This is a genomic window from Pontibacter chitinilyticus (assembly GCF_039748935.1).
In the GTDB taxonomy this organism is placed as follows: Bacteria; Bacteroidota; Bacteroidia; order Cytophagales; family Hymenobacteraceae; genus Pontibacter; species Pontibacter chitinilyticus.
The window spans coordinates 391,251-416,096 of record NZ_JBDIZJ010000001.1 but is presented as its reverse complement, the minus strand read 5'-3'; the positions used below and the strand labels follow the sequence as shown (position 1 = coordinate 416,096).

The window sequence follows — 24,846 nt, the reverse complement described above, 5'->3', positions numbered from 1 at the left end:
TCTCCTTTAACTGGCCAATTGGGCAATATTAACTGGTGATAGAGGGTGGAGACATTGTGCATTAAGGCAATACCGTTGTGATGACAGAGGGGATCTTCAAGAAAAACAAAGCATTTGAGAAAGAGAAAATACAGATTTTTATCTTAGTCATATTCCTTTCAATAGGCATACCCCACTCAAACAACTACTGAGTTTTATGTAGCATGTACATTGGAGTACAAACACCCATTGTTTCACTAATTTGTATGGAAATAAAACAGCCACTTAACGATTTATACTCGTAAGTGGCTGTTTATCAAGTGGGCCCACCTGGAATCGAACCAGGCACCTACTGATTATGAGTCAGTTGCTCTAACCGAATGAGCTATAGGCCCGGCCCGTAGAAAGCTAAAGAAACCCGCTTTCTTTGATTTGGGAGTGCAATTCTACATATTTGCATTCAATATTTCAAACAGAAACGCAGAATTTTTCGTGAATTTAGCTTCCATTAAAAATATCATCTTTGACCTCGGCGGGGTTATCATCAATATAGATTATAACAAAAGTATTCAGGAGCTACAGAAGCTTTGCCAGGACAGCTGCAACATTGCGTTCAGCCAGGCAGAACAGTCGCACCTGTTTGATCTGTTTGAGACAGGCGTCAGCTCGCCCGCAGTTTTCCGGAATAACCTGCGGGACACCTATCATATAAATGCAAGTGACGAGGAAATTGACGCGGCCTGGAATGCCATGCTGCTGGACATTCCGCAGGAGCGCCTTGACCTGCTGCTGGAGCTGGGTAAAAAGTACCGCATCTTCCTGCTTAGCAATACCAACGCCATCCATCTGAAACGCTTTAACGAAATGGTGGCCCACAGCTTTACCATCCCCAGCCTGGATGCCTTATTTGAGCAAAGTTACTACTCGCACCTGATTGGCAAGCGAAAGCCGGATGCCGATGTGTTCGAAATCATTATAGCCCAGCACCATCTAAACAAACAGGAAACACTTTTTATAGATGACAGCATGCAGCACATTGTCAGTGCTGAGAAGATAGGCCTGCAAACGCTGCACCTGCAGCCGCCATTAACGATCAACCAGGTATTTCAGGATGAGGTGGCGTAAACTATGGCAGGCGTACGGCCTGCATCTGCTGCTGTTCTGTATTACGCTTGTAACGACCACCATTTCCGGGGCAGAGTGGGAAAAAGGCAAGCTGCTGTTTCTGGACCAGTATGGCCTGAACTGGTCAGGTACCTTGTCGTGGGATGAACTGCTGGCCGGTCTCTATTTCTCTCTCCCTTTCCTGGGCGTGCTGACTGTACATGAGTTTGGGCACTACTTCACAGCTAGGCACTACCGCACCCAGGTCACACTACCTTACTATATCCCGCTGTGGTTCGGCATCACCTCTTCCATTGGTACAATGGGAGCTTTTATACGCATAAAAAGTCGCATTCTATCACGGCAGCAGTTTTTTGATATTGGTATTGCCGGGCCGCTGGCTGGTTTTGTGGTGGCCGTACCGCTGCTGTTTTATGCTTTTACACACCTGCCGGAGCCGACCTACATTTTTTCCATACATCCCGAGTACAAGCAGTATGGCCTGGACTATGCGCAGCATGTATACAACACACCCGGCAGTTTTGCCTTAGGTACGAACCTGCTGTTTATGTTTTTCGAGCGTTTTGTAGCTGATCCTGCCCTGGTACCCACTCACTACGAGATCATGCATTACCCGCTTGTTTTTGCTGGTTTCCTAGCGCTATTTTTTACGGCCCTAAACCTGCTCCCGATCGGGCAACTGGATGGTGGCCATATCCTCTACGGCTTGTTGGGACATGAGCGGTTTAACCGCCTTTCACCTGTCTTTTATACTTGCTTTATACTTTACGCCGGTTTAGGAGTTATTTCGCCCTATAACGCCCCGCTCTGGTCGGAGGAGTTCCTGGTGCTTTTAGCTCCTTTTGCATATTGGGCTTACCGCAAATTGCTCCATAGCAAGCGCTATGGCTTGGGTGCAACTGCTGCCATGCTGCTGTTGCAGTACAGCTTTGCCACAATCTTTCCGGAAGCAGAAGCTTATATCTGGCTGTGGCCGTTTTATGTTTTATACCTGGTATTTGTGCTGCAGCCAGCATCGCCTACCATCCGGTTCAATTTATACCTGGCAGGTGCTGTATTAACAGTACAGGTACTTATCTGCCTTGCTTTTCCACAGGCAGACGGGTATACGGGGTGGCTTGTGTTCGGCTTGTTGCTTTCGCGTCTCATGGGCATTTTCCATCCGTCCAGCCTGGTAGAAGAGCCAATTACGCCTGCCCGTCGCATATTGGGTATTCTGGCCTTTATCATTTTTATACTTTGTTTTTGCCCTTCACCCTTTATCCTGGGTTAAAAGTCAGGGCTGTTTTGCCTATGGGTGTATCTAAGTTTAAAATTGTTACAGGAGAAGCAAGTATGGAGGAGATAGTACAGCTTATAAATAGCGGTAGACAAATGCCATTTGCGCGGTATATTTTGTAGCGTTTTACAATGTCTTAATTTATACTATAAACTGTCAGACTGAAGGCTTTTCTAATTTATACTTGCGGAGCCATACTTGTATCACTTCCGCAAAACACTTTATCATTTGATTATATAAGTTCAATCAGCTTTCCACGCAAACAAAAGGCCCGTGCCACAGGTTGTCTGTAAAACTGATTATGGAAGGGAAAAACATTCTAGTTGTCGGCGGCACCTCCGGCATCGGCCTGCAAACGGCAAAACTGTTACAGCAAAGCGGGGCAAACGTATACGTGGCCTCCCGCAATAAGCCGCCAGAAGTAGCGGCGCCGGGGTTGCAGCATCTGACGCTGGATGTGCTGGGGTTTGACGGCAGCTTTGCCAACCAGCTCCCCTCCACCCTGCACGGACTGGTATACTGCCCCGGAAGTATAAAGTTGAAGCCCTTCGAACGGATCAAACCGGAAGATTTTCGGGCAGACCTGGAGCTGAACGTACTGGGAGCGGTGCAGGTGATCCAGACGGTGCTACCGCAGCTGAAAAAGCAAGGTGCCAGTGTGGTGCTCTTCAGCACAGTAGCAGCCAAAGTAGGTATGCCCTATCATGCATCCATTGCCACAGCCAAAGCGGGCCTGCAGGGGCTAACAATATCTTTGGCCGCCGAGTATGCCGCTGCCGGTATTCGCTTTAACGCCATCGCCCCTTCCCTTACCGATACGCCGCTCGCTGGCTCGCTGCTGAGCACTCCGGAGAAAGCTGAGGCCGCTGCCAAACGTCACCCGCTGGCGCGCGTAGGCCAGCCGCAGGACATGGCTGCCGCGGCCGCTTTCCTGCTCTCAGACGATGCCAGCTGGATGACCGGCCAAATCCTGCATATCGACGGCGGCATGAGCACCGTAAAACTGCTCTAGGGCCCATGCCTCTGAACAACAAAGGCGAAGCACCACCTCATCCGTAATTTTAATTCGTAAGTCCACCAATGCTTCTTTTCTGGTTTCGCCGCGACCTGCGGCTGCACGACAATACCGGCTTGTACCACGCTCTGGCCAGCGGTAAACGGGTGCTCCCCCTTTTTATATTCGACAGCGACATTTTAGATCAGCTCAACGATCGCAGCGATGCGCGCGTCACGTTCATCCACGATACCGTATTGGAACTGCATCGGCAGCTGGAGGCACAAGGCAGCACACTACTCGTAAAGCAGGGCAAGCCGCTGCAGGTGATTCGGGAGTTGCTGGAGGCGCATGAAGTGGAGGGCATCTATGCCAACCGCGACTACGAGCCCTATGCCCGCGAGCGGGACGCGCAGGTACAGGAGTTGCTTCAGGAAAAGGGACTGACGCTACAACTGTATAAAGACCAGGTGATCTTTGAGCAGATGGAGATCCTGACGCAGAGCGGCACACCCTACAAAGTATACACACCTTACAAAAACGCCTGGAAGAAAGCCTTTACGCCAGAAATGGCAAGCTCCTACTCCACTGAAAAGCACATTGACCACTTGCTCCAGCATGCGGCCACGAGCGTACCCTCGCTTCAGGAACTGGGTTTTGAGAGCGCAACCATCCCTGTTCCGGAAGCAAATCTGGCTGCAAAAACGCTCCAGCAGTACGACAGCACCCGCAACCTGCCTGCTCTGGATGCTACTTCGCGGCTGAGCCCGCACCTGCGCTTTGGCACAGTGAGTGTGCGGCAAGCAGTGCAAATCGCCCTGCAGCACAACGACACCTGGCTGCAGGAGCTCATCTGGCGGGAGTTTTTCATGCAGCTGCTCTTCCACTTCCCCGTGTCGGCGCAGGAGAGCTTTGCCCCTAAGTTCCGCCGTATCGCGTGGCGCAATAATGAGGCGGAATTTCAGCAGTGGTGCGAAGGCAAAACAGGCTTTCCGCTGGTTGATGCGGGCATGCGGGAGCTAAACGCCACGGGCTTTATGCACAACCGGGTGCGCATGGTAGTGGCCAGCTTTCTGTGCAAAGACCTGCTCATTGACTGGCGCTGGGGCGAAGCTTACTTTGCCGAAAAGCTGCTGGATTACGAGCAGGCCAGCAATATAGGTAACTGGCAGTGGGCTGCCGGCACCGGGGCCGACGCGCAACCCTGGTTCCGAATCTTTAACCCCGAGAGCCAGGTAAAAAAGTTCGATAAGGATTATACCTACATCAGACGCTGGGTACCCGAGTATGGCACGCCAGCTTACCCCAAGCCGATGGTAGACCATACCGCCGCCCGCAACCGCGCACTGGAAGTATACAAGCAAGGCATCGCGCTGGCAGAAAGCAGCTAGTGTGCCCGGCATAATTTATTTGAGTATAGCCACAAGCAGCGGGTGATGCTGTATCTTTGACCCATGTTTCCGCGACAGCTATACTTCCTTTTGCTACTTTCATGCCTGCTGCTGAGCGTCCCTCTGGCTGCTTCGGCACAGGTACAAACAGACACTACGGCCCTCCACAAAAAGCGGCTGCTGGTGCTGGGCACCAGCTTTGGCGTGGGTTATACCAGTATGCTGGTGTCTTTAAATCAGGCTTGGTACAGCGAACAGGAACGTACGGACTTCCATTTTTTCAATGACAATAACGAGTGGAAGCAGGTTGATAAGGTAGGGCATTTCTGGGGCGCTTTCCAGGAGAGCCGCGCCGGGGTAGATATGCTCCGCTGGGCAGGCGTACCGGAGAAAAAAGCGATCATCTATGGCGGGCTTCTGGGGCTGACGCTGCAAACGCCGGTAGAGGTGTTCGATGGCTTTCAGTCGGAGTATGGCGCTTCGTTGGGTGATATGGCAGCTAACGCGCTGGGCTCGGCTGCAGTTATCTCACAGGAGCTGGCCTGGCACGAGATCCGCATCCTGCCCAAGTATAGCTTCCACTCCACCCACTACGCCAGCATGCGGCCCAATGTGCTGGGCAGTAACCTGGCCGAGCAGGCTCTGAAAGACTACAACGGCCAAACCTACTGGTTCTCAGCCAATGTCGGCGCTTTTCTGAAGGAGGAGTGTAAGTACCCTGGCTGGCTGAATGTGGCTGTAGGCTACGGAGCCGAGGAGATGGTGTACAACAGCCCCGCCGGTAACCAGGCGCTAGGCCTGCATGCCTATCGCCAGTTCTATCTCAGCCCCGATCTGAACCTGCTATACTTTAAAGGCCGTAGCAAGCTCCTGAACACAGCCCTCTACGTGCTCAGCATTGTAAAAATACCCGCTCCTGCCCTAGAATATAACAGCAAAACCGGCTTTAAGTTACACCCGCTATACTTTTAAGCTGCCCCGTTTACTATAAAAGAACGTACCTTTGTATAGGCTGTACTTGCGGAGCACTAGCACAAGGGGAGTTAAGTATAGCCGATGAACGAACAACGACTAACGAACAACAAGACTATGAACGTAGGAGACCGCGTGCGCCTGATGTCAGGCCGTGAAGAAGGCATCATCACCCGTATATTAGATAATGGCATCGTAGAGGTGGCTATCGATAATGATTTTACCATACCTGTGGCGCGCCGCGAGGTGGTCGTGATCGCGGCCGAGGAGCAGAAGTTTATGAGCAGCAGCGAGGAGCCTGCCCCTGTAAAGCGCAGGGAAGCGCCCGCCCCCGTGCTGGCCACACAGGGCATTTACCTGGCCCTGGTGCACCAGTCGGAGGAGCTGCTGGCGGCCACCATCGTGAACAACACAGATTTTGATGTGCTGTTTACCAGCGGCGAGGAGCGCGAGAAAGGCTACCGCGGCCTGCAGAACGACAAACTGAACCCCAAAGCCACCCGCGTGATCGCCCATTACCACCTGAAGGACTTTGAAAAGTGGCCGGGCCTGCTCATCCAGTTCATTGCGCACCGCAACGGCGGCACCACCTTGTTTGAGCCAGTTACCAAGCGCGTGCAGTTCCGGGCCAACTCTTTTTACAAGAGCAAGAAAACAGCGCCGGTGCTTAACAAAGAGGCTTACCTGTTCCAGCTCGACCAAAAGCCTGTAGCCGTAGACACCGACAAGATACGGGAGCAGCTGGTGGAGGCAACCGAGCAGAGCGAAACCTTTAAGCTGGCGGCACCGGAACATGAAATAGACCTGCACATCGACAAGCTGGTGGACGACCACAGCGGCATGAGCAACAGCGCAATGCTTAAGCTGCAAATCGATACCTTTGAGGACGCCCTGCACCGCGCTATGGCCGCCAACATGCACGAGATCATTTTCATCCACGGCACCGGAAACGGCGTGCTGCGCAAGGAGATCCAGAAAATACTGAGCCGCACCCCCGGCATCCGCTTTTTCGAAGACGCCAAAAAAGAGAAGTTCGGCTACGGTGCTACGCTCGTAAGACTTAGGTAAGCTTTTATAGTTAGAAGGTTAGAAAGCCAAGAGTTAGAAAATTGTTGAGTAGCATAAGACTGCTCTATTAGCCTGGTCTAAAAGATCAAACCTACATACCCGCAGGAGCAGCTAACAATTAACAATTTAAGCATTCAACAATTAATCCTACCTTTACAGCGGAAAAAGAAAAACAGCAAGCCGTCTTATCGCTGCTCCTTTTGGGAGGAGAGGAAAGTCCGGGCAACGCAGAGCATCCTACTTCCTAACGGGAAGGGTTCCGGGCAACCGGAATACAGCCAGTGCCACAGAAAATAACCGCCTCCTGCAAAAGAGGTAAGGGTGAAAAGGTGCGGTAAGAGCGCACCAGCGGCTGGGTGACCAGTCCGGCTGGGTAAACCTTAGGAGTTGAAAGACCAAATAGGCTGACAGTGCCTCGCCTTGTGCGAGGCTAAGGGCTGCTCGTCCGATGTCAGTGGGTAGGTCGATGGAGCCTGCGTGCGAGTGCAGGCCTAGATAAATGATAAGACGTCGTGCCTTCGGGCAGGGCGACAGAACCCGGCTTACAGGCTTGCTGCTCTTTTTCTTTTTTCTTCCCCTCCTTATACCTATACTTCAGAAAGTATAACTGTAAAGCTAATGCAGAGCACCTTTTTCTAGCAATAGTTTATACTAGTAAGCACTTTGATTACTTAACATAATTATTCAACTTAAAACAGCAGCAAGAGTATTCGGAACTCGCAGCTTCTCACCTTATCTTTGCCCCACAGAAAAGACATTCATGCGAGACCTTACTTTATACGACCCATTCGAAAAGATGCAGTTTACCGATGCGCATTGTTTCTTATGTGGCATCACCATTACACCTACGCAGCGAACACCGGTTTTCGGAGAGTGGCTGCAACACAAGTATAACCTGGCAGCTAAAGAACTGCTCCTGCTGGATAAAAGTGTGACAACCTACAAAGCGCTGACCATCCCCTGCTGCAACCATTGTCATTTAGATCATATTATTCCCTTGGAACAGGAAGTAGCCGCCGCTGCCGAAAAGGGACTGCAGGGTTTACAGGCCTTACCGCCCAAGCGCCTCTTCCAGTGGATCTGCAAGATGTATTATGGTATCCTAATTACAGAGTTGATCAAGGAGATGAACCCCATGATTGCCCCGCAGTACCCGCTCAGCGAAGAACCGAAAATGCTGGGTAAGTTCCGGGAGCTGTTTAAAGTACTGCAATCGCTACGAGTCCCCATCAAGTTTGCCGACTTCCTGCCTTGTTCTTTATTCCTGCTCGAGGTTGCTCCTGAAGAAGATTCTGTGCCCTTTGAATACCAGGATGAGCTACGGACAATGGTTTTCAGCATTAAACTAGGCGCAACAGCAGTTATATGTACCCTCTTGGATAATAGCATTATCTATAAAGCCTTAGGCAAGCTACAAAGGGTAACAGAAGGAAAGGTGCTGCATCCGGTGCAATTGGCAGAGTTTAAGGCGTGCGTATTTTATGCTGCTTACATTTTTAACGTGGTACCAGAATATTTTATCCGCCCAGCCAGTCCCGAAGAAGATCACATCACCTATGACACGCTGATTGATGATGTCACCAGCGCTATTTTTAATCCTTGGGAGGTGCTGGCCTATGCACACATGCTGGAGGAAATGCTTAAGCCCTGGAGCATCCGGGAACAGGACATTCTGAAAGATCCGCAGCAGCCACTCAGCTTTCTCATAGATAAACAGCAACAGTTCAGAAACATCCTCCACTTCGAAAAGAGCCTATACGTGTAAAGCAACAGCGCTCCGGTACTAAGAACCGGAGCGCTGTTGCTTTACACGTATAGATAACCTGCGTTTATTCAATCACAAAGCTGACACTCACATTTGACGTAACCATCACTTCACCGCCGGCAATGGAAGGCCCGCTCATGTCACTTGACGCCGACTCCATCATTACTTTAGCATACATTGGTCTGGGTCCACCGTCGTTATAACCTGCTTCGTTAATAGTATAGACCCGTCCAAGCTTTGCTCCTAATTCTGAAGTAAGTGCCGTAGCTTTCCGTTTCGCATCGTTTACCGCACGCTTGCGGGCTTCTGCTTTATACTTCTCTAAGTCAGCTACCTGGAAAGAAATACCATCTACCCGATTCACGCCTTCTGCATATAAACCTGCTAAAATCTGGTCGAACTTGTCCAGCTTTTTCACCAGTACAGTCATACTTTTCTGTGCCATGTAAAAGTCCGGAGATGTTTTGCCATACGCATCGCCATTGTAGATGGGTTGTACATTTACATACGAGGTCTGAATATGACGCGCTTCCACGCCCTGCTTCTTTAGGTAATTGATGATAGCAGCAGCTTTGGCATCAGTTTGCTTCCGGGCCTGATCAAGGCTTTTATCGCGCATTTCCACTCCAAAGTTGAGCAGAACCTCATCAGGCTGCACTTTTACTTCTCCAACACCATTCACATTTACCAAAGGCGGCATTTGCTGCTGTTGCGCCCGGGTCTGCAGGACACCAAACAGTAACAAGAAAAGGATAATCCATTTTGTTTTTTTCATGGTCTTATAGTATAAATAAGGGGTAAGTAAGCTCTTCCGCTTTCCACAAAAGCATAGCTTGTTTCTATATAGGTCAGTCTTAATCAAATGTCATACCAAGATACAAACTTTTAGAGGTAGTCATAAAAAAAGCCCCTGGCTTTTAGGCCAGAGGCTTTTTTATACTTCATGTGCAAGTTTACGATGCTTCTGCATATTCAAATTCACCGTCGTGGGCACTATAGCGGGCCAGAAGCACTGCACCTATCGTTAAAGCGCCTGCCGCTACAATCAATTGCGTAGTTGTAAAACGTTTAGTGGCTCTTAAAATAATAGTACCTACATCCTGCATGAGTTCCGGCAATTTTTCGTGGCGGCCCTGAAATACGTGTAGCGCCGATTCAACTGTGCGGGACATGTCATGCGGCTGTAGTAAGGAAAGCACCCCCTCCTGTCCGGAAGACGACTTTTGATCCTGCTGCCCTTTGTTGCTGTTCGAATTATTCTGATTTTGTGCTGTATTGTTTTCCATAGTCCTAAAATTGTTCAAAATTTAAAATCCATTTTTTATACGCAGAACCCTATGGCAAAGTCTATTTTTAAGCCATTAAGGTTCCGCCTTGTTGCCTGATCATCTCCGTTATCCGCTGCTCAAGGCTGTCTGCCGACAACATCATACTGGCAGGAAATCCTACTTTCAACTCCTCAATCAAAAGTGTTTCAGCATCAGAATCATAGGCATATATGCCTGAAACCCCTTTCTCGCTGAAATTACCTTGATTTCCTGGTAGGCTAAGACCCATCTGTTTCAGTTTATCCTTAAATGAGTTAAAATATTCCGGCTTAATGCCGGCAAATTGTAAGCGTCTGGCCATTTGTGGCTATTTTTGTAGATGATACATGTGTTTGTTTTAACGAAAATAAGCTCTAATTGTTAAAAACTGTGCAAAATTAAGCTGTTAATACTTTTTCTAATTGAAAGTCAATGTGCGCCTGTCGCTGTTTAAAAATTTCTGCAACAGCTATTGGAAACAAGAAATCACCCTTTATCTTTGCACCATCAAAACCGAAAGATGGTCCGTTCGTCTAGGGGTTAGGACACCAGATTTTCATTCTGGTAACAGGGGTTCGATTCCCCTACGGACTACACGAAAGGCCTTCAGCGTTAGCTGGAGGCCTTTTACTTTTATAGTAGGTTTCAGACTGGTCACTTTATCGTAGTTAAACTAGGTGATTTGACCATGGGGAATGAGAGACTGGAGGCTAGGTAAGTCAGCAGTACTATACAGTAAAAAAAGGAAGCTCGATTCCCCCTTACCTTTTCTCTGAGAGTCTGGGCAGTACCTAATGCTATCACCGTGGATAAGCAAGTGTAAGACAAAAGGCAAGACGAGGGAGAAAGAAGGTCGCTCACTTTAACCACTCATGCTATGGAACAGATGACAAGACAGTGCGTGGGCATTGACATCGCCAAAAAGAGCTTCACCGCCCGCGTTTGCAAACTCTCCTCTAACTCCAGCCTGTGCTTCTCCCGGGTGGCAACCTTTGACAACAGCACCAGGGGCTTCAAACAACTGCTTAAGTAGTCGCGTAAGCAGGTTACTCCTGCCTTGCCGGTGAGTTTTGTGATGGAGGCCACAGGTATTAACTATTAGCCCCTGGCCTATCACCTGCACAAGCTCAAACAGTCAGTCTCGGTTGTGCTTCCCAACAAGGTCAAGCACTTCGGCAAGAGCCTCAACGTCAAAAGCAAAACGGACCGCATCCACGCTAGAGTCATCGCCCAGCTGGGGGCTGAGCGCCAGCTGCCTGCCTGGCAACTACTGGCCCCTGTTTTCAAGGCACTACGGGAGCTGACCAGGCACTGCACAGACCTTAAGCAAGAGCGGACGGTGCTGCTCAACAGGCTTAGCGCCCTGCTCTCTGCGCATGAGCCGCAGGCCTTTGTCATCAAGTCCCACAGGGAGGTGATAAAGAAGTTTGACACCGAGATTGCCAAATGCGAGGCCAGGATAAAGGCCGTGCTCCAAAAGGAGGAATGGCTGCAGGAGCAGGTAAGCAGGCTTCTTACCATACAAGGAAAAGGACTTTGAGCCTGGCCATTGTCCTGGCCGAGACGCAGGGTTTTACCCTCATAACTAATGCCAAACAGCTGACCAGCTACGCCGGCTTCGATGTGGTGGAAAGGGAGTCTGGCACCAGCGTCAGGGGCAAGACCAGGATATCCAAGAAGGGCAACGGCAGGATTTGGGCGGCCCTTTACTTCCCGGCCCTGGTGGCCAGCCGGTACAACGCTGCCCTGCGGACTGTTTACCAGCGCATCAACTTTGGGAAAGAGAGCAAGAAGGTGGGCGTGGTGAGCCTGCAACGCAAACTGCTGCTGCTCATCTACTCGATGTGGAAAAACGGAACAGTATTTCAAGACAAACCCTCAGCTTCCGGAGATCAGGAGAGAAAGCCTCTCCTTCATTACAAAGACGGAGTCCTTGAAAACAAAGTAGGCAGATCCACAGACCTGCTTACACTGAATGAGCTTCCGTCCGATCTCTCGAGTGAAACTCTCCTTCGTCAATAGAATAGACGGAAGATTTTCCTCAAGTTTACTTGATTTATAAAACAGTACTTTTTTTATGCGCTTCGGACACCAAATTCCGAAATCTTTCTCGCGTCACCTGCTTATGTGCTTTTAAGGGGGTATAGCCGCCCCATACTTTGCGCCACCGGATCCTGTTGCAGTTTCGTGAGATAGAAAAATGAGTAGCACTAAGAGCAAGGGCTATTAAAGATAATCACTAGCCCCGTCACTTTATTCTGCCGTTTTACGTGAATAGGTTGTCAACCTATATGAGGACTAGACACCTGGCACTTCATCTCTGCTTTACTCTTCGAGACACACCTTTCAAGCCCAACGCCATTAGCACAAATTACCTATACGCTACGAAACAGTAAAACAGAAGCAATTGCGAAAGTGGTGGAAATTAACTTAATTTAAATAGCTGTGCCTGTTAACCCAAATACCTATGAATGAGCGGTTATACTTTCTGATCTCTATTCTATGCGCGTTGCAGGGCACATTGCTCTCGCTTATATTTTTCCGGAAAGGAAGAAACCATCCGGCCAGTCAGATGCTTGGGGTTTACCTGTTTATCTTCTCAGTAGGAATGCTCGAGAATTTCCTTACCGAAAATGTGACGGGCAGCACGGGCAAACTTCTTTTTAGCTTTCTGGGCTTTTCCAACTTCCTATATGGCCCCCTACTATACCTCTTTGTATATTTCCTCACCGTTCAGCAGCCTGTTTTCAAGGCAAGGCAAACGCTTCATTTTATTCCTTTCGCTACCTTCTTTCTTGCAGATACTATATTAGTCTTAGTTTCGGGGCAAAGCCTGCGAAAGGATTTTCCGGTTTTTGAACTGGTATTGTTTGAAGTGCTGGTCATCCAGCTGCTGACCTACAATGTGCTGGCTTTCCGCAAACTTTATCACCACCGACTGGCGATCCTACAAATCCACTCGTCCTTGGAAGCGAAAGACCTGCGATGGCTGATGTTCCTGGTTACGCTGCTGACAGGAATCTATTTTTTGTCGTTCGGCATTACACATCTGGTTATTTTTGGTATGGAAGGTGCCGGTGAATACTACATCCTGGTACAGGCGCTGATCACAGTCTCTGTTTACTTGATGAGTTACCGGGTACTGTTTCAACCTGCTCTTTTTATACTTCCCAGATCTGCCTCTGCCCTGGAAGCTTTACCGGAATCAATTGCAGGTCTGCCTGCAGCAAAAGGTACGGAGAAATACCAGCGCTCCGGGTTAAAGAGCAGCCAGGCCGAAACCTATGCCAGCCTTTTGCAAAAGTATATGGAAACTGAAAAGCCATACCTCGACCCGGAGTTGACTATTCATGCCTTAGCCGAAAAATTAAGCATCTCACGCAATCACCTTACCGAAGTTATCAATGAAACGCTAGGCCAAAATTTCTATGAATTTGTAAATGCCTACCGGGTAGAAGAAGTAAAGCGCCTGCTGGCAGATGCCCGCTTTGCCCACCTTAATTTAGCAGCGCTTGGTAACGAAGCTGGTTTTAAATCTAAAACTGCCTTCAACAGCAATTTCAAAAAGTTCACCGGGGTCACGCCAAGTAAATGGAAAGCCAGTAGCAATCATAGCTCTGAAATTCGGCTTAAAGAAGTGCTATCGTAGCGGACAGAACAGCTTTTGGTTGGTTAGCAACAGCCTTTCCTGCGTCTGAACGGTATACTTGTGTAGTAAAAACACCAGGTGTATGTTTAAAACTGCTTCGTTACTTTTCAGCTTTTTCCTATTTACACTAACTGTATCGGCCCAGGAAGAAATAGGTCTCAACCCTCCGTCTATAGAGTGGCGGCAAATTGATGCGCCTGCCGGAAGGGTAATCTTCCCAAAAGGATTAGATTCCCTGGCCTTCCGTGCTGCAGGTATTATGGCCTGGCAGCAGCGACACGACAGCAGCCTGGTAGGCACCGGACGGACGAAACGCATCCCTACCATCCTGCAAAACCAGTCTGCTATGCCTGCCGGCTTTTCCACACCTGCGCCATGGCGAAACGAGTTTTATATAACGCCCCCACAGAACCTCTTTGCAGGTCCCACGCTCTGGCTAACCTACCTTACCACCCACGAATACCGCCACAGTCAGCAGTTTCATATGGCAAACCAAGGCGTAGCGCTTCCCTTTAAGATACTGTTGGGGCAGACAGGGTGGGCTGCTGAATGCGTTGGTAAACCAGCCTCTGTGGTTCCGGGAGGGAGATGCCGTGGTAACCGAAACTGCTTTAACAAACGCCGGGCGGGGGCGAGTGCCCAGTTTTCATATGGAAACCCGCGCGCTGCTCTTATCCGGTTACCGGTATAGTTATGAGAAGTTTAATTACCCTTCCTCCTTCAAAGATTTCGTACCGAACCCTTACCGCATCGGCTATTACATGACAAGTAAAGCCCGCCGGGATTATGGCAATAACATTTGGCATGATGTACTTTACGAAACGCACCACAGCCTTCCGGTTTATGCTTTTACCCGCAGCTTAAAAAAGTATACCGGACTCAGTACCGAAATGCTGTACCAGGCAACCATTCAGGAATTGGACAGCCTTTGGCAACAAACAGATAAAAGTACAACGCTTACGCCTGCCAACTTCATCACCAAATCCGGCAGAACAAACTATACCAACTACCGCTTCCCGCATTATCTGCCAGACGGATCCGTCATAGCCCTGAAAGATGCCCTGGACGAGATCAGAACGTTTTACAGAATCTCTCCCGGAGGGGAAGAGGAAGCCTTGTTTCCCTATGGCGTTTATACCGAAGATCACCTCATGTTTTCGGGTGCGGGCGAATTTATAACTTGGGCAGAGGCTGCCTACGATGAGCGGTGGGTAAACCAGGATTACTCCATCATCAAGACCTACAACACCCGTACCGGCGAAACAAAAAAACTTACCTCTAAAACCCGCTACTTCGCTCCCGCCCCCTCTCCTGACGCAAGTAAAATCGCAGCGGTGCACGTAGATAAGTTTGGTCACAATTCTTTAGTCATACTTGATTCCGGAACAGGAGAACTACTGCGGGAATGGCCTATAGCGGATGGTACACAACTGGCGCAGCCGCGCTGGGGTGAACAGGGAAATAGTATAATAGCCCTGGAGGTAACGGAGAAAGGAAACCGTATAACCGAGACAGACATCGAAACCGGTGCAACCAACGTTCTGCTGCCCTTCACGAATGTTCCTTTGTCGCGCCCCTTCGCCTTTGGCGAGTATGTATTCTTCTCCGGCGGCTACACAGGCATCAATAACATTTATGCCTACAACCGGACCACCGAGAAAGTATACCAGGTAACCTCCGTGCGGTTCGGGGCTTTTGACCCGACTGTTTCACCCGATGGTAAAAAGCTGCTCTACAGTAACTATACAGCCAGGGGATACCAGCTGGAAGAAACAGACCTAAACCCACAGCGGTGGGAGGAGTTGCCCGCTGATCAGGTTGCAGAACTCCCTTTCCTGGACCCATTACCCGCAGCGGAGAAGCAGAACCTTGCCGCCACTACTTTCCCCAGCGATTATCAAATTCGAAAATATCATGCCCTCACCGATGGCTTGTTCAATATTTATGGTTGGTTTCCTACCCTCGGCAACAACCAGTATGGCATCGACTTTTATACACGCAACCTGATGAGCACCCTGCGCGGCACAATAGGAGCCTTCTATAACACCAACGAAAATGCTTTAGGAGCAAAAGTTAACCTGGCCTATGCCGCGCTTTACCCCATTCTGGACCTGGAGTACGGCCTCCGGACGCGCCGAAAAGCCGAGACACGAGAAGCTAGTGAAGTGGTAATAAGGAACCAGGAATGGACAGAAAAGTATGTTTCAGGTGGAGTAAGATTTCCGTTCAGACTAACGCAGGGGAAGTACTTCACCAATCTGGAAATTGGTGGGGCGATTGCGCATTACAATGTGGCCTTCATTGATCCGCTCACTGAGGAGCAAACCACCAGAAAGCTGGGCTTCAATAGCTACCGGAGCGTAGTTACCTTTAGCCGGTTGCTGCAACGTGCGCGCCAGCAGGTGCAGCCCCGCTGGGGCCAGGTCGCCAGTCTCGAATACCAAAAAGCCTTTGATGAGGCACCGGAACGTATAGTTGCTGCCGGTGCCCTTTTCTTTCCCGGTTTCGCTCGTACGCATTCTTTAAACTTCCGCGGTGCCTGGAAAAAAGAGGCAGTACAGCAAACTTATCGCTTTCCAGATGATTTTGTAATGCCACGGGGTTACAGGCCTGACCCATTCAGAGAAATAGCAGTGGTTTCCGCGAACTATGAATTCCCTGTCTGGTACCCGGATATTTCATTAGGCCCTGTGGCTTTTCTCCAGCGTCTTCGCACAAATCTCTTCTTCGACTACTCAAAAGTTAAACTGGTAGAGCAGCAAGGCAAGTTAAACAGTACCGGTGCAGAATTGCTCATTGACTTGCGTTTCCTGCGTCTGTTCTCCAGTACGCTGGTTTTCCGGTATAACTATACCTTTAATGATGATTTAGCAGAAACCACTCCCTTTCAGTTTCTCGTAGCCCGCTTCGAATTGGCAAATTGATTCATGTTCTACACCTTTTCAAAAACAGGCCAAAAGCTGAAAGTAAAAATGCTTGTAGCTGTCTTTAGTTGAAACTGAAGCCACGCTGCACCAACGTACATGCTTACCTGATGAAGGACTTCTTTGAGATGTGCGAGCAGGGTATGAAAGCATTCCTGCTCCACGCCCACCCGTGTGGCAGGAAGTTGAATAACGCGTCTTCAAACTTGAACATGAAAGCTATCTGCTCACCCTGGAGTGGTCCAATCTAGCGCCACCGGTGCTGGCCAGCAGAGAATAGCAGTACTTTTATATATCCACTGTCCCCCATCAGAGCGCCGACGAACTATACCTCAGCTTCTCCAATAAGAGGTAAAGGGTCAAATCCGAACCAGGAACATTTACCACTTTGGCCGGAACTCGGAGGTATGAAACGGCTGCCAACCATTCCATAAAGGAGGTTGGAAGCTTTTTCACCACGTCTAAAGCTCATAACTGAAAGAAGGGGGACCAGCTCATACTATTTGATATGTTAAACAGCAACTTCAGCTTTTTTAAAAGCTTTACCAATCCTCTTTTACTCCAATAAAAATATCCACAGCCACTAAATCAATATGGATATGGTTCGATATTTCACTCCTTCGGTCTACCAGGAGGAAAAAGTCAGTTTCAATACTTTTCTTTTTGCCCCATTTTCTGCGAAATCTCGCTTGCAAGGCCGAAAAAGGAGTTGACGCGGGTAGTTAAACAAACCTTTTTTCGCTTAAATTGCCCAATGAGAATGCCATAGCCAACCTGCAGTTTACCTTTTCAGTTACTTCGTCCTTTTCTGTTGCAGTTTTATGCGCGGAAACTTCTTCCGGCTTATGGTGCTGCAAAATCTTCCCACACTATAAATTTAACGATAGCCCCTGCTGTACTTAAGAAGTTTAGGGTAGGGCAAACGACCGGCAGTACTAACTATATAAGCGAAACGCGTAGTTGGCTTAGCATTACATTAATGCTGTTACGGAACAGAAACTAGGGTACATTCACAACAACCCCGTTCAGGAGTAATGGCAGTTGGTGGTACTGCCAGAGGAGAATCACTACTCATCTGCCCTTTATTATTTTGAGAATATAGATAAGTCTGGATTCCTGACGCATTACAAGGACTAAAGCACTGGTTTAAAAACTAAACGGCGGAAAAAAGCCGAGATGCAGAAGATTCCGAATGAGATGATGGAGCAGGCCGAGGGGAGGTACCGAGAGTTCGATATGAGCGTGGCGTAAGCCAACGAAAACGAAACTGTACAACCCACTAAGGATTAGACTACCTGCAGTTGCTGTATGTAGGAGCCTCCAATCGGGACTTCGTTCCCCTGAACAATTACCTGATGGCGCTCTATTTTGGAAATCCTGTTTTTGGCGACTATGTAAGAGCGGTGCACGCGTATGAACTGATCTGCAGGTAGCAGGTCGCTAGCTTCAATGATCGTCATGCGGGTGAGCAATTTTTTATCATTCAGCACAAAGGTTACATAATTCCCTGCGGCCTCCAGGTATAAAATTTCCTCAAAGTACACTTTCACCTGCTCGTACCCCGTCTTCAGGAAAAGGTAATCTTTGGCTGGCGCTGAGGCGCCTCTTAACTGTATTAATTCGTGGGCTTTGTTGCAGGCTTTGATGAACCGCGGCAACGAGAAAGGCTTCAGCAGGTAGTCAATAGCATCCAGCTCGAAACTGGTGACCGCATGCTCGGAATAGGCGGTGGTGAAAATGACCAGCGGCTTTTTCTGTAAGCTGGTCACAAACTCAAGTCCCGAAATATCCGGCATTTTAATGTCGAGGAAAAGCAGTTCTATGGGTTCATGCTGCAGGTACTCCATGGCTTTAAAAGCATCGGTAAAGCAGGCAACCAACTCCAGAAAAGGCACCTTGCCGGCATGCGACCGCACCACTTCCAACGCCATGGGCTCATCGTCTATTGCTATTGCTCTCATACCTGCTTTTATACTTGCTTCTGAAATATACTTAAATCCTGCTTATAGTTCGAGCGTCAGGTGCACAAAGTACTCCTCCGGTGTTTCGCGGATGATCAGCTCATACTTTGCAGGGTATAATAGCTCCAGGCGCTGCTTCACATTTTTCAAACCAACCCCTGATTTGTTTTTCTCCGGGTCGTTCTCTGACTTTTTGTGTATGCTGTTATATACGTCGAAGTATAGCTTGTTCTGTTCGCAGTGCAGGCTGATGCGTATCCACGACTTCTGCTGCAGACTTATACCATGTTTGAAGGCATTTTCTACGAAAGGAATCAGCAGCATGGGCGCAATATACTTTTGATCCAGCACCTCCTCTATATTGGTTTCAATAGCGATTTCGGGTGAGGCAGAAGTGCGCAGCAACTGCAGATCGATGTAGTTGCGCATGTATTCGATTTCGCGCGCCAGCAGGATGCGTTGCTGGTGGTTTTCGTGCAGCATAAACCGCATCATGTCACCCAGCATCTGGATACCTTGTGCCGTGCGCTCGCTGTTCTCCTGCAGGGCCGTGCCATAAAGCGTGTTCAGAGCATTAAACAAAAAGTGCGGGTTGATCTGCGACCTCAGAAAATCGAGGTTGGCAGCAGAGTGCCCTAGCTCCTTTTTCAGCACAAACACCTCTTCTTTTCCTTTGAGCTGCCGCTGATACAAGACCCAGGTAACAGGCCCTGCAACAACCAGCTGAAACAGGGAGTTAAAAAAACTGATCCCAAAAGCAGCATCTTCGTTGTGCACCATAGGTAGTAACAGGAAAGCCACCGGCAAATAAGAAAGCACAAGAATTAACAGTACCCGCAATTCATAGGCCAGCAAAGGGCGCTTTGCTGCAAGTACTTTAGGGATGAGGGAGTAAAAAGAGAAGAAGTATAACAGGATAGCACTAAGTGATACAATGATCCAGACTGCCGTTATTTCTTCACCTAAATCAAATACAACCAGTATGAACACACTCACCAGCCACACCATAAGTGTTGTGATCACATCTTGCGTAACCATACTATACTTCGACTGTATGGCAGCAGAATTGGATAGCAGGTAGAGTCCGAAATATTTGATAAACGTGTAAAAGCCAAACACAAGCAATAACCGCAGGGTGTTCTGCAAACTGCTCTGGAAAATAAAATTCCAGAAGTCTTGCACGGAATCGTACCGGACTAGCAGATAACCCTTAAAGTAAGTGTCTGCAATGCCAGTGACGATTCCAACAGCTACAAATGCAAACAACACAAGCAGCGCATTCCCCCAGATGCCTTCTTTGCGCATCAGCCGGGGCACCACTTTAAAGTTAAGCAGCAGAAAGGTCAGGTAAATGATGGTGAAGCGCACCAACTGTGGCCAGAAGAAATGCTCGTAATACTGGTAAACCAGGTTCGCTTCATTAAAATGATACGCGTTCGGGCTATAATCTATCGAAAGCGAAAATAGCGCAAACACGTAAATAGTAGTAGCGGCCCAGAACTCTACCTTATTCCGTTGGATAGGTTCAGCCATTATGTTTTTTAGTGCAATATCATTCATAGGTCAATATTAACAGGAAGCCTTGTTGAAAGGTAATAAAAGTGATGAAAGCCCTGAAGTTTGTGACGAATCAGGTATATCATACCTGGCGCAACGGACCAGTGGCTGTTCTTACTTTGCGCTCCAGCCAGACTTGAGGCACTGGTAGCCTGAACAACTTTAATATTATCATCCATATTGGTGTCGATCAGCAAATTGCGGGGATCTATGCCGGCATAGGTGGGCTTACGTGGTACTGTAAAGGTAAGCTGCTGCCTACCGGAGTGCACGTGGTGCCTTTGCAAGTATAACTGCTCCTCCCCCTCTTTTCCTATAGTATAGGCACCTACTTCTACCCACTCCTCCATCGGCACTTGTGTCTCCACACCGGCCGTGTCTACCTGCACTTTCTGCGCTTGTACCTCCAGTTTTACCTGCCATTCTCCCGCTGCTGTTGGGGTAGCCAGCGCTGATTCTGTTTCTACTTCCCAAAAAGTGTTCTTCTCAAATAAGTCAGCCAGCAGGTAGTGCAGCGAATCAGGGGTCGTCTCCTGCAGTTTCTGGTACAGGTCAAGGGAGGTGGGGAGCGGCGTGACAGAACCATACTTTACCAGCAGGCGCCGGAGCGCTTCATTTACCCGATTAGCACCAAGATACTCCCGCAAAGTATACATGGCGAATGGCCCTTTCCGGTAAGCCTGGAAAAAGTCGTTTGCACGCAGCAACGGCACATCCGCCCTGGAGCGAGGCGTGAGGTAAGACTGGCGCATGGCATATAGCAGCCGCTGCAGGTGCTCCGGACCATACGTTTCTTCTACCACACCCATGGCGCTATACCAGGCAAGGCTTTCAGTAAGCAGCGCAGCCCCCTCCACAGGCGCCGGCGTGAGTTGATGTGCCCACCATTGGTGTGCAATCTCATGCGCAACCACTGCAAAAGGGAGGTCGAACTGGTGCGGGTCATCATCCGGATTGAGGGTAGCAAAACTTTCACTAAATTCTACGATGCCGGCAAAGGCCGTTGCCCCGCTTCCCGGACCAGCCTTCTCTACAAGCTTGAGCTGCCGGTGCGGATAAGGTCCGAAATGTTTGGTATAGTATGCCAGTGAAGCCTTGGCACTCCCGAGCATCCGCTCTATGTTCAGGCTATGTTCCGGGTGATAATAGACTTCTATCTGCACGTCCTTCCATTGCGCTTTGCGCACGGCATACCTGGCAGAAAAGAAAGCGTAAATGTTCAGAATAGGTGCATCGGCCGTGTAAAAAAAATAACGTCTGCCCTTCTCGGTCCAGGTGCTGCGCAAGCTGCCGGGTGCGACGGCTGTCTGATCTGCTGTCGTACCCACTATAGCGTTGAAGCGGATCTTTTCGCGGCCTCGCTGGTTATACTTTTCCGCCTGATTAGCTAATGAGGCGATCGCCGGCCGGGCAGGCAACTTGTGAAGCTTGCGGTCGCCGGCACCAGCCAGTTCGCGCTCCGGCTGGTAACCTATGGCGGGTATCCAGTCGCGCCCGTCGATAAAAGTGCCGTTTTCCACCACCGTATTATCAATGCCGCGGTTCGGGAAGCCTTGTGGCGAAAAGCATACTTCAAAGTGAAACTGCAACGAATCGCCGGGTTGCAAAGGGCGCTGCAATATATACATGGCGTAGCCAAGATCGGCATCTACAAGTACAGCGGTTGCTGCCCTGTCAAATTTTACAGCACCCGTTTTTACTTCCGAAGCAGTCGCTAAGTGAAGGGTATCAATGGCTTTTAGGCTTTTATTTACCAGCGTATAAACGCCGTTGATAAGGGCCCTGCGCTGGTCAGGATAAAGCTCAACTCTTAGGTTTGTAGCAGTTAACAGCGGCTGCGCGGCATTTCTATACTTCCCGTACTGCCGTTCATACGCTGCACGACGCGCTGCCTGTTGGTTAGCCGAACTGTTGCCGTTTAACGTGTTGGTGTTGTAGAATACAAAAGCGCCCAAGGTATAAACTGTAAATGCGCCGATACCTGCTGTTATCAGCAGCGATTCGGAAGGTCGAACCCACAGGCGGCGCATCCTCGCCCTAAGGCTTGTTTCCCGGTCCCGCACCCAAAAAAGCCTGGCAGCAACTGCCAAAAGCATCGCCCAGCCTGCCCAGTACAGCTTAAACAACAACCAAGGCTCCAGGGCATGTCCGAAGCCGCTCATATCAGAATAGGTCCAGCCTGCGTCCGCTCCATAAATAAGCAGGTTATCGTCCACTCCAAGCTCCCCGTGAAGAACGGTAAACAGAAAAGCCAGAAACACCACGCTATACCCCATGTATTTCTGGTTCACCAGCACCTGCACCGTCATCGCCACAACCGCAAATAGTAGATAATCGACCAGCTGCAGCCCGAAGAGTATGCGCAGGTATAAGCCAATCTCCAGCTTATAGTATCCTAAACTGGTTTGGAGGATCATCCCTGCCACCATCAACCCAAGTTGTAAGGTTAGCAGCATAAAGCTGATGCTTAGCAGTTTGCTTACCAGCAGCACCCCGTCCGGCACCGGCGCTGCGTCGGCGATGTCGTTCATCCGCACATCACGCTCCCGCCACACGAGCTGCCCCGCATACAGCGTGATGAGCGCCACAACGACAAACCTGAAAGTAAAGTCCTGGGATAAAGCAGCGACGTGCCCTGTTGTAGGAATACCCGGCACGCCAAGCGGTCCTTCCAGCAGCTCCGGCCCGATCAGCAGAAAGAAGCCAACTGCTGCCAGTGTAGCCAGGCCCGCCCAGCTAAGCATGTTCTCCAGAAAAGTGCGTGTGGCAATAGCCAAGGTTTGGTAAACATACGTCTTGGAGCTGAATTCGCCCTGCACCAGTGGCCTTATAACCGGAGCGCTCCACGTTGCAGTTGTATTAACTGGTTTGCGTTTGAACAGGCGCATGCCCCAGCTATGACTCACATGGTGCGCAAATTGGAAGCGGAAGTATGCGAAGGCAAGAAAAGCCAGCGCGATCATCAACCAAAGCGAACGGTTCCAGAGCAGCCAACCGCTTATACTGACCGGCTCGGTGTTAATATTCAGTGGCGTGAGCGTATGCTTAAGCTCGCTCATTAAGGTGAAGGTTGAAAAATCCAGCTGTTTGGCCAGTGCCCACTTCCCCAGTTGGTCTGCCAGCAGCTCTTTGCTTGTAAGCCCCAGCATAAACAGAACGCCGCCGGTTAAAAAACTGGCAAGCGCATGCCGCGTTAGCGAGGCGGCAGTAAACAGGATAGCCGTAGCGGCGAACATGTTCGGCAAAGCGATTAAGAAGTAGGCACTGAGATAGGGAAAAGGCTGGAAAGGGCCGTAAAGCGTAGCGTCTGCTCCCTCGATAAAATAAGCAAGTATAAGCCCTATCGGTACTGTAGCCAATACCAGCGCACTAATTGCAAAAGCACTGAAAAACCGGCCAGCTAGGTAGGCAAACTTGCTTATAGGCGACGTATACAGCAGTGGCTCCATGTTTGCCTGCACAGCGTGGGTGGCCGCATTGCCTGCCACAGCCGCAGCAACCAACAATCCTAGCAAAGTAGCTATTGCGGTAATGGCAGCCGTTACCACAGGCGCGTTTAGCAGGTAATCCCCGTTCCGCACGTTATCTGTAAAGCTGGCCGCCATCATAAACGTAAGCGCCAGGAACAGCCCCACATAAAACCAGGTAGAGGCACGGCGCAACTGGTACGCCGTTTCAAAGCAGAAGATCTCCCGGAGTTTCATAGCACCGGCTCCTTTACAAGCTGCTCCCAATGCTTTCCGTAGTGGCCTGCCATGGTACTAAAGTATACATCCTCCAGGTTAGCCTCTGCCAGCTCGAAGCCATTCCCCGGATGACTGTCACCAAGCACGCGCACCACATAGTTGCCGCCCAGCAACTTGTTGGATATCACAGCATGCTCCTGCTCCACCTCCTGCAAGCCGCTCTTCTCCATCACCTTTCGCCAGATACGCCCCTGCAGTGTTTCGGTAGCGCGTAAGGGCTCCGCTTCCAGCAATATCTCTCCCTTGTTGATGATCGCCATGTTGGTACACAACTCTGATACATCTTCCACGATGTGCGTGGAAAGGATCACAACGCTGTTCTCCCCTAGTTCGCACAGCAGGTTCAGGAAACGTACCCGCTCCGATGGGTCCAAGCCGGCCGTAGGCTCATCCACGATCAGTAATCTTGGATTACCCAATAGCGCTACGGCTACACCAAAGCGTTGCCGCATGCCACCCGAGAAACCGCCCAGCTTTTGCCTGCGCACCTCCCACAGGTTCGTCTGGTGGAGCAGCCCTTCTACCACCTCTTTGCGCATTGGGCGGCGGGTTATACCTTTAAGTATGGCAAAGTGGTCGAGCAGGCGCTCGGCGCTGGCATTGCGGTAAACACCAAACTCCTGGGGAAGGTAACCGAGCGTTTGCCGCACTTTGTCTTTCTGCCGCACCACATCTACGTCATACAACCGTATTTCTCCTTCGTCGGGGTCCTGCAGGGTAGCCAGTATGCGCATCAGGGTGGATTTACCTGCCCCATTCGGTCCCAACAAACCATACATGCCTGCGGGAATAGTCAGGCTGATATTCCGAAGCGCCTGTACCCCGTTGGGGTAGGTTTTGGACACGTTTCTAATCGTTAATTCCATCGTTTTATTTTATCTACTTTTCCAGAGTCAGCAAGCATTTCTGCTTTTCTCCGGTAAGAATAGATAACCTCGAAAAGGACATCAACTAAATGTGATGAAGTGGCGGAAAGATGGGATGAAGAGGTCCTTTCTTGAATTAGCGATATTGGCTTACTACGGGAGGAAGTATGATCTAAGCGTGCAGTATGTTCCGATTTTATACTTCCTGCTCCTGCGCCTTCAGTTTGTTTTACCAAAACATACCTAACAACCGCGCTTCGGAT

The 24,846-nt window shown here is 49.6% G+C and carries 20 protein-coding genes, 2 tRNA genes and 1 other RNA gene; 15 read left to right on the top strand and 8 right to left on the bottom strand.

Annotation, left to right across the window (positions count from 1 at the left end; genetic code table 11):
• Positions 1-300 precede the first annotated feature (300 nt).
• Positions 301-374 (bottom strand) — tRNA-Ile (locus tag ABDW72_RS01750).
• Positions 375-471: 97 nt separating this feature from the next.
• On the opposite strand from ABDW72_RS01750, the gene ABDW72_RS01745 reads away from it, so the two are divergent.
• The 8 genes from ABDW72_RS01745 (at position 472) to ABDW72_RS01710 (ending at position 8,573) form a co-directional block, all read left to right on the top strand.
• Positions 472-1,104: an HAD family hydrolase gene (locus ABDW72_RS01745; protein WP_347156728.1), complete on the top strand. Its 633-nt coding sequence runs from the start codon at positions 472-474 to the stop codon at positions 1,102-1,104.
• The gene (locus ABDW72_RS01740) at positions 1,091-2,377 is read left to right on the top strand and encodes a site-2 protease family protein (protein WP_347156727.1); all 1,287 of its coding nucleotides are present in this window, start codon (positions 1,091-1,093) and stop codon (positions 2,375-2,377) included. Before ABDW72_RS01745 ends, ABDW72_RS01740 begins: the two co-directional genes overlap by 14 nt.
• Positions 2,378-2,684: 307 nt before the next feature.
• Positions 2,685-3,395 (top strand): SDR family NAD(P)-dependent oxidoreductase, encoded by a 711-nt coding sequence (locus tag ABDW72_RS01735; protein ID WP_347156726.1) that lies wholly within the window; start codon positions 2,685-2,687, stop codon positions 3,393-3,395.
• A 68-nt stretch (positions 3,396-3,463) separates the two neighbouring features.
• Positions 3,464-4,768 carry a cryptochrome/photolyase family protein gene (locus ABDW72_RS01730; protein ID WP_347156725.1) on the top strand — a complete coding sequence of 435 codons (1,305 nt, stop codon included), beginning with the start codon at positions 3,464-3,466 and terminating at the stop codon, positions 4,766-4,768.
• A gap of 90 nt (positions 4,769-4,858) precedes the next feature.
• A complete protein-coding gene (locus tag ABDW72_RS01725; protein ID WP_347156724.1) occupies positions 4,859-5,740 on the top strand; it encodes a DUF2279 domain-containing protein in 882 nt (293 codons plus the stop codon).
• Positions 5,741-5,857: 117 nt separating this feature from the next.
• Positions 5,858-6,808: a Smr/MutS family protein gene (locus ABDW72_RS01720; RefSeq protein ID WP_347156723.1), complete on the top strand. Its 951-nt coding sequence runs from the start codon at positions 5,858-5,860 to the stop codon at positions 6,806-6,808.
• Positions 6,809-6,980: 172 nt separating this feature from the next.
• Positions 6,981-7,369, top strand: an RNA gene (gene rnpB / locus ABDW72_RS01715) — RNase P RNA component class A.
• 199 nt (positions 7,370-7,568) lie between these two features.
• Positions 7,569-8,573: a hypothetical protein gene (locus ABDW72_RS01710; protein WP_347156722.1), complete on the top strand. Its 1,005-nt coding sequence runs from the start codon at positions 7,569-7,571 to the stop codon at positions 8,571-8,573.
• Positions 8,574-8,637: 64 nt separating this feature from the next.
• Here ABDW72_RS01710 and ABDW72_RS01705 read toward each other — a convergent pair whose 3' ends face one another.
• The 3 genes from ABDW72_RS01705 to ABDW72_RS01695 all read right to left on the bottom strand — a co-directional run bounded on the left by ABDW72_RS01705 (position 8,638) and on the right by ABDW72_RS01695 (position 10,202).
• On the bottom strand, positions 8,638-9,348 hold the full coding sequence (locus tag ABDW72_RS01705; protein WP_347156721.1) for an SIMPL domain-containing protein: 711 nt from the start codon (positions 9,346-9,348) through the stop codon (positions 8,638-8,640).
• A 178-nt stretch (positions 9,349-9,526) separates the two neighbouring features.
• Positions 9,527-9,859, bottom strand: coding sequence for a hypothetical protein (locus tag ABDW72_RS01700; protein WP_347156720.1), 333 nt, complete (start codon positions 9,857-9,859; stop codon positions 9,527-9,529).
• Between the two features lie 67 nt (positions 9,860-9,926).
• A complete protein-coding gene (locus ABDW72_RS01695; protein ID WP_347156719.1) occupies positions 9,927-10,202 on the bottom strand; it encodes a hypothetical protein in 276 nt (91 codons plus the stop codon).
• Between the two features lie 200 nt (positions 10,203-10,402).
• Here ABDW72_RS01695 and ABDW72_RS01690 point away from each other — a divergent pair.
• From ABDW72_RS01690 to ABDW72_RS01660, 7 genes are all read left to right on the top strand, one after another.
• A tRNA-Glu gene (locus ABDW72_RS01690) sits at positions 10,403-10,474 on the top strand.
• A gap of 283 nt (positions 10,475-10,757) precedes the next feature.
• Positions 10,758-10,913, top strand: coding sequence for a hypothetical protein (locus ABDW72_RS01685; RefSeq protein ID WP_347156718.1), 156 nt, complete (start codon positions 10,758-10,760; stop codon positions 10,911-10,913).
• A gap of 72 nt (positions 10,914-10,985) precedes the next feature.
• Complete coding sequence (locus ABDW72_RS01680) at positions 10,986-11,420, top strand: IS110 family transposase (RefSeq protein ID WP_347157070.1); 435 nt, start codon at positions 10,986-10,988, stop codon at positions 11,418-11,420.
• Complete coding sequence (locus ABDW72_RS01675) at positions 11,417-11,902, top strand: transposase (RefSeq protein WP_347156717.1); 486 nt, start codon at positions 11,417-11,419, stop codon at positions 11,900-11,902. The genes ABDW72_RS01680 and ABDW72_RS01675 overlap by 4 nt, the downstream gene beginning before the upstream one ends.
• A 445-nt stretch (positions 11,903-12,347) precedes the next feature.
• Positions 12,348-13,529, top strand: a complete 1,182-nt coding sequence (locus tag ABDW72_RS01670) for a helix-turn-helix domain-containing protein (RefSeq protein WP_347156716.1) — start codon at positions 12,348-12,350, stop codon at positions 13,527-13,529.
• 82 nt (positions 13,530-13,611) lie between these two features.
• The gene (locus tag ABDW72_RS01665) at positions 13,612-14,220 is read left to right on the top strand and encodes a hypothetical protein (protein ID WP_347156715.1); all 609 of its coding nucleotides are present in this window, start codon (positions 13,612-13,614) and stop codon (positions 14,218-14,220) included.
• A complete protein-coding gene (locus ABDW72_RS01660; protein ID WP_347156714.1) occupies positions 14,180-16,453 on the top strand; it encodes a hypothetical protein in 2,274 nt (757 codons plus the stop codon). The genes ABDW72_RS01665 and ABDW72_RS01660 overlap by 41 nt, the downstream gene beginning before the upstream one ends.
• Positions 16,454-17,739: 1,286 nt before the next feature.
• Here ABDW72_RS01660 and ABDW72_RS01655 read toward each other — a convergent pair.
• Genes ABDW72_RS01655 through ABDW72_RS01640 form a run of 4 tightly spaced genes read right to left on the bottom strand, consistent with a single transcriptional unit; the run spans position 17,740 to position 24,583 of the window.
• Positions 17,740-18,414 (bottom strand): LytR/AlgR family response regulator transcription factor, encoded by a 675-nt coding sequence (locus ABDW72_RS01655; protein WP_347156713.1) that lies wholly within the window; start codon positions 18,412-18,414, stop codon positions 17,740-17,742.
• A 42-nt stretch (positions 18,415-18,456) separates the two neighbouring features.
• Positions 18,457-19,947: a sensor histidine kinase gene (locus ABDW72_RS01650; RefSeq protein ID WP_347156712.1), complete on the bottom strand. Its 1,491-nt coding sequence runs from the start codon at positions 19,945-19,947 to the stop codon at positions 18,457-18,459.
• A gap of 23 nt (positions 19,948-19,970) precedes the next feature.
• On the bottom strand, positions 19,971-23,675 hold the full coding sequence (locus ABDW72_RS01645) for a M1 family aminopeptidase (RefSeq protein WP_347156711.1): 3,705 nt from the start codon (positions 23,673-23,675) through the stop codon (positions 19,971-19,973).
• Positions 23,672-24,583, bottom strand: a complete 912-nt coding sequence (locus ABDW72_RS01640) for an ABC transporter ATP-binding protein (RefSeq protein ID WP_347156710.1) — start codon at positions 24,581-24,583, stop codon at positions 23,672-23,674. Before ABDW72_RS01640 ends, ABDW72_RS01645 begins: the two co-directional genes overlap by 4 nt.
• Between the last annotated feature and the right edge of the window lie 263 nt (positions 24,584-24,846).

Excerpts from the sequence above, each read along its gene's own strand:
- ABDW72_RS01740 (WP_347156727.1), top strand. The coding sequence starts at position 1,091 with ATGAGGTGGCGTAAACTATGGCAGGCGTACGGCCTGCATCTGCTGCTG.
- ABDW72_RS01735 (WP_347156726.1), top strand. The coding sequence starts at position 2,685 with ATGGAAGGGAAAAACATTCTAGTTGTCGGCGGCACCTCCGGCATCGGC.
- ABDW72_RS01730 (WP_347156725.1), top strand. The coding sequence starts at position 3,464 with ATGCTTCTTTTCTGGTTTCGCCGCGACCTGCGGCTGCACGACAATACC.
- ABDW72_RS01720 (WP_347156723.1), top strand. The coding sequence starts at position 5,858 with ATGAACGTAGGAGACCGCGTGCGCCTGATGTCAGGCCGTGAAGAAGGC.
- ABDW72_RS01710 (WP_347156722.1), top strand. The coding sequence starts at position 7,569 with ATGCGAGACCTTACTTTATACGACCCATTCGAAAAGATGCAGTTTACC.
- ABDW72_RS01705 (WP_347156721.1), bottom strand. The coding sequence starts at position 9,348 with ATGAAAAAAACAAAATGGATTATCCTTTTCTTGTTACTGTTTGGTGTC.
- ABDW72_RS01700 (WP_347156720.1), bottom strand. The coding sequence starts at position 9,859 with ATGGAAAACAATACAGCACAAAATCAGAATAATTCGAACAGCAACAAA.
- ABDW72_RS01695 (WP_347156719.1), bottom strand. The coding sequence starts at position 10,202 with ATGGCCAGACGCTTACAATTTGCCGGCATTAAGCCGGAATATTTTAAC.
- ABDW72_RS01685 (WP_347156718.1), top strand. The coding sequence starts at position 10,758 with ATGGAACAGATGACAAGACAGTGCGTGGGCATTGACATCGCCAAAAAG.
- ABDW72_RS01670 (WP_347156716.1), top strand. The coding sequence starts at position 12,348 with ATGAATGAGCGGTTATACTTTCTGATCTCTATTCTATGCGCGTTGCAG.
- ABDW72_RS01665 (WP_347156715.1), top strand. The coding sequence starts at position 13,612 with ATGTTTAAAACTGCTTCGTTACTTTTCAGCTTTTTCCTATTTACACTA.
- ABDW72_RS01660 (WP_347156714.1), top strand. The coding sequence starts at position 14,180 with ATGGAAACCCGCGCGCTGCTCTTATCCGGTTACCGGTATAGTTATGAG.
- ABDW72_RS01655 (WP_347156713.1), bottom strand. The coding sequence starts at position 18,414 with ATGAGAGCAATAGCAATAGACGATGAGCCCATGGCGTTGGAAGTGGTG.
- ABDW72_RS01650 (WP_347156712.1), bottom strand. The coding sequence starts at position 19,947 with ATGGCTGAACCTATCCAACGGAATAAGGTAGAGTTCTGGGCCGCTACT.
- ABDW72_RS01645 (WP_347156711.1), bottom strand. The coding sequence starts at position 23,675 with ATGAAACTCCGGGAGATCTTCTGCTTTGAAACGGCGTACCAGTTGCGC.
- ABDW72_RS01640 (WP_347156710.1), bottom strand. The coding sequence starts at position 24,583 with ATGGAATTAACGATTAGAAACGTGTCCAAAACCTACCCCAACGGGGTA.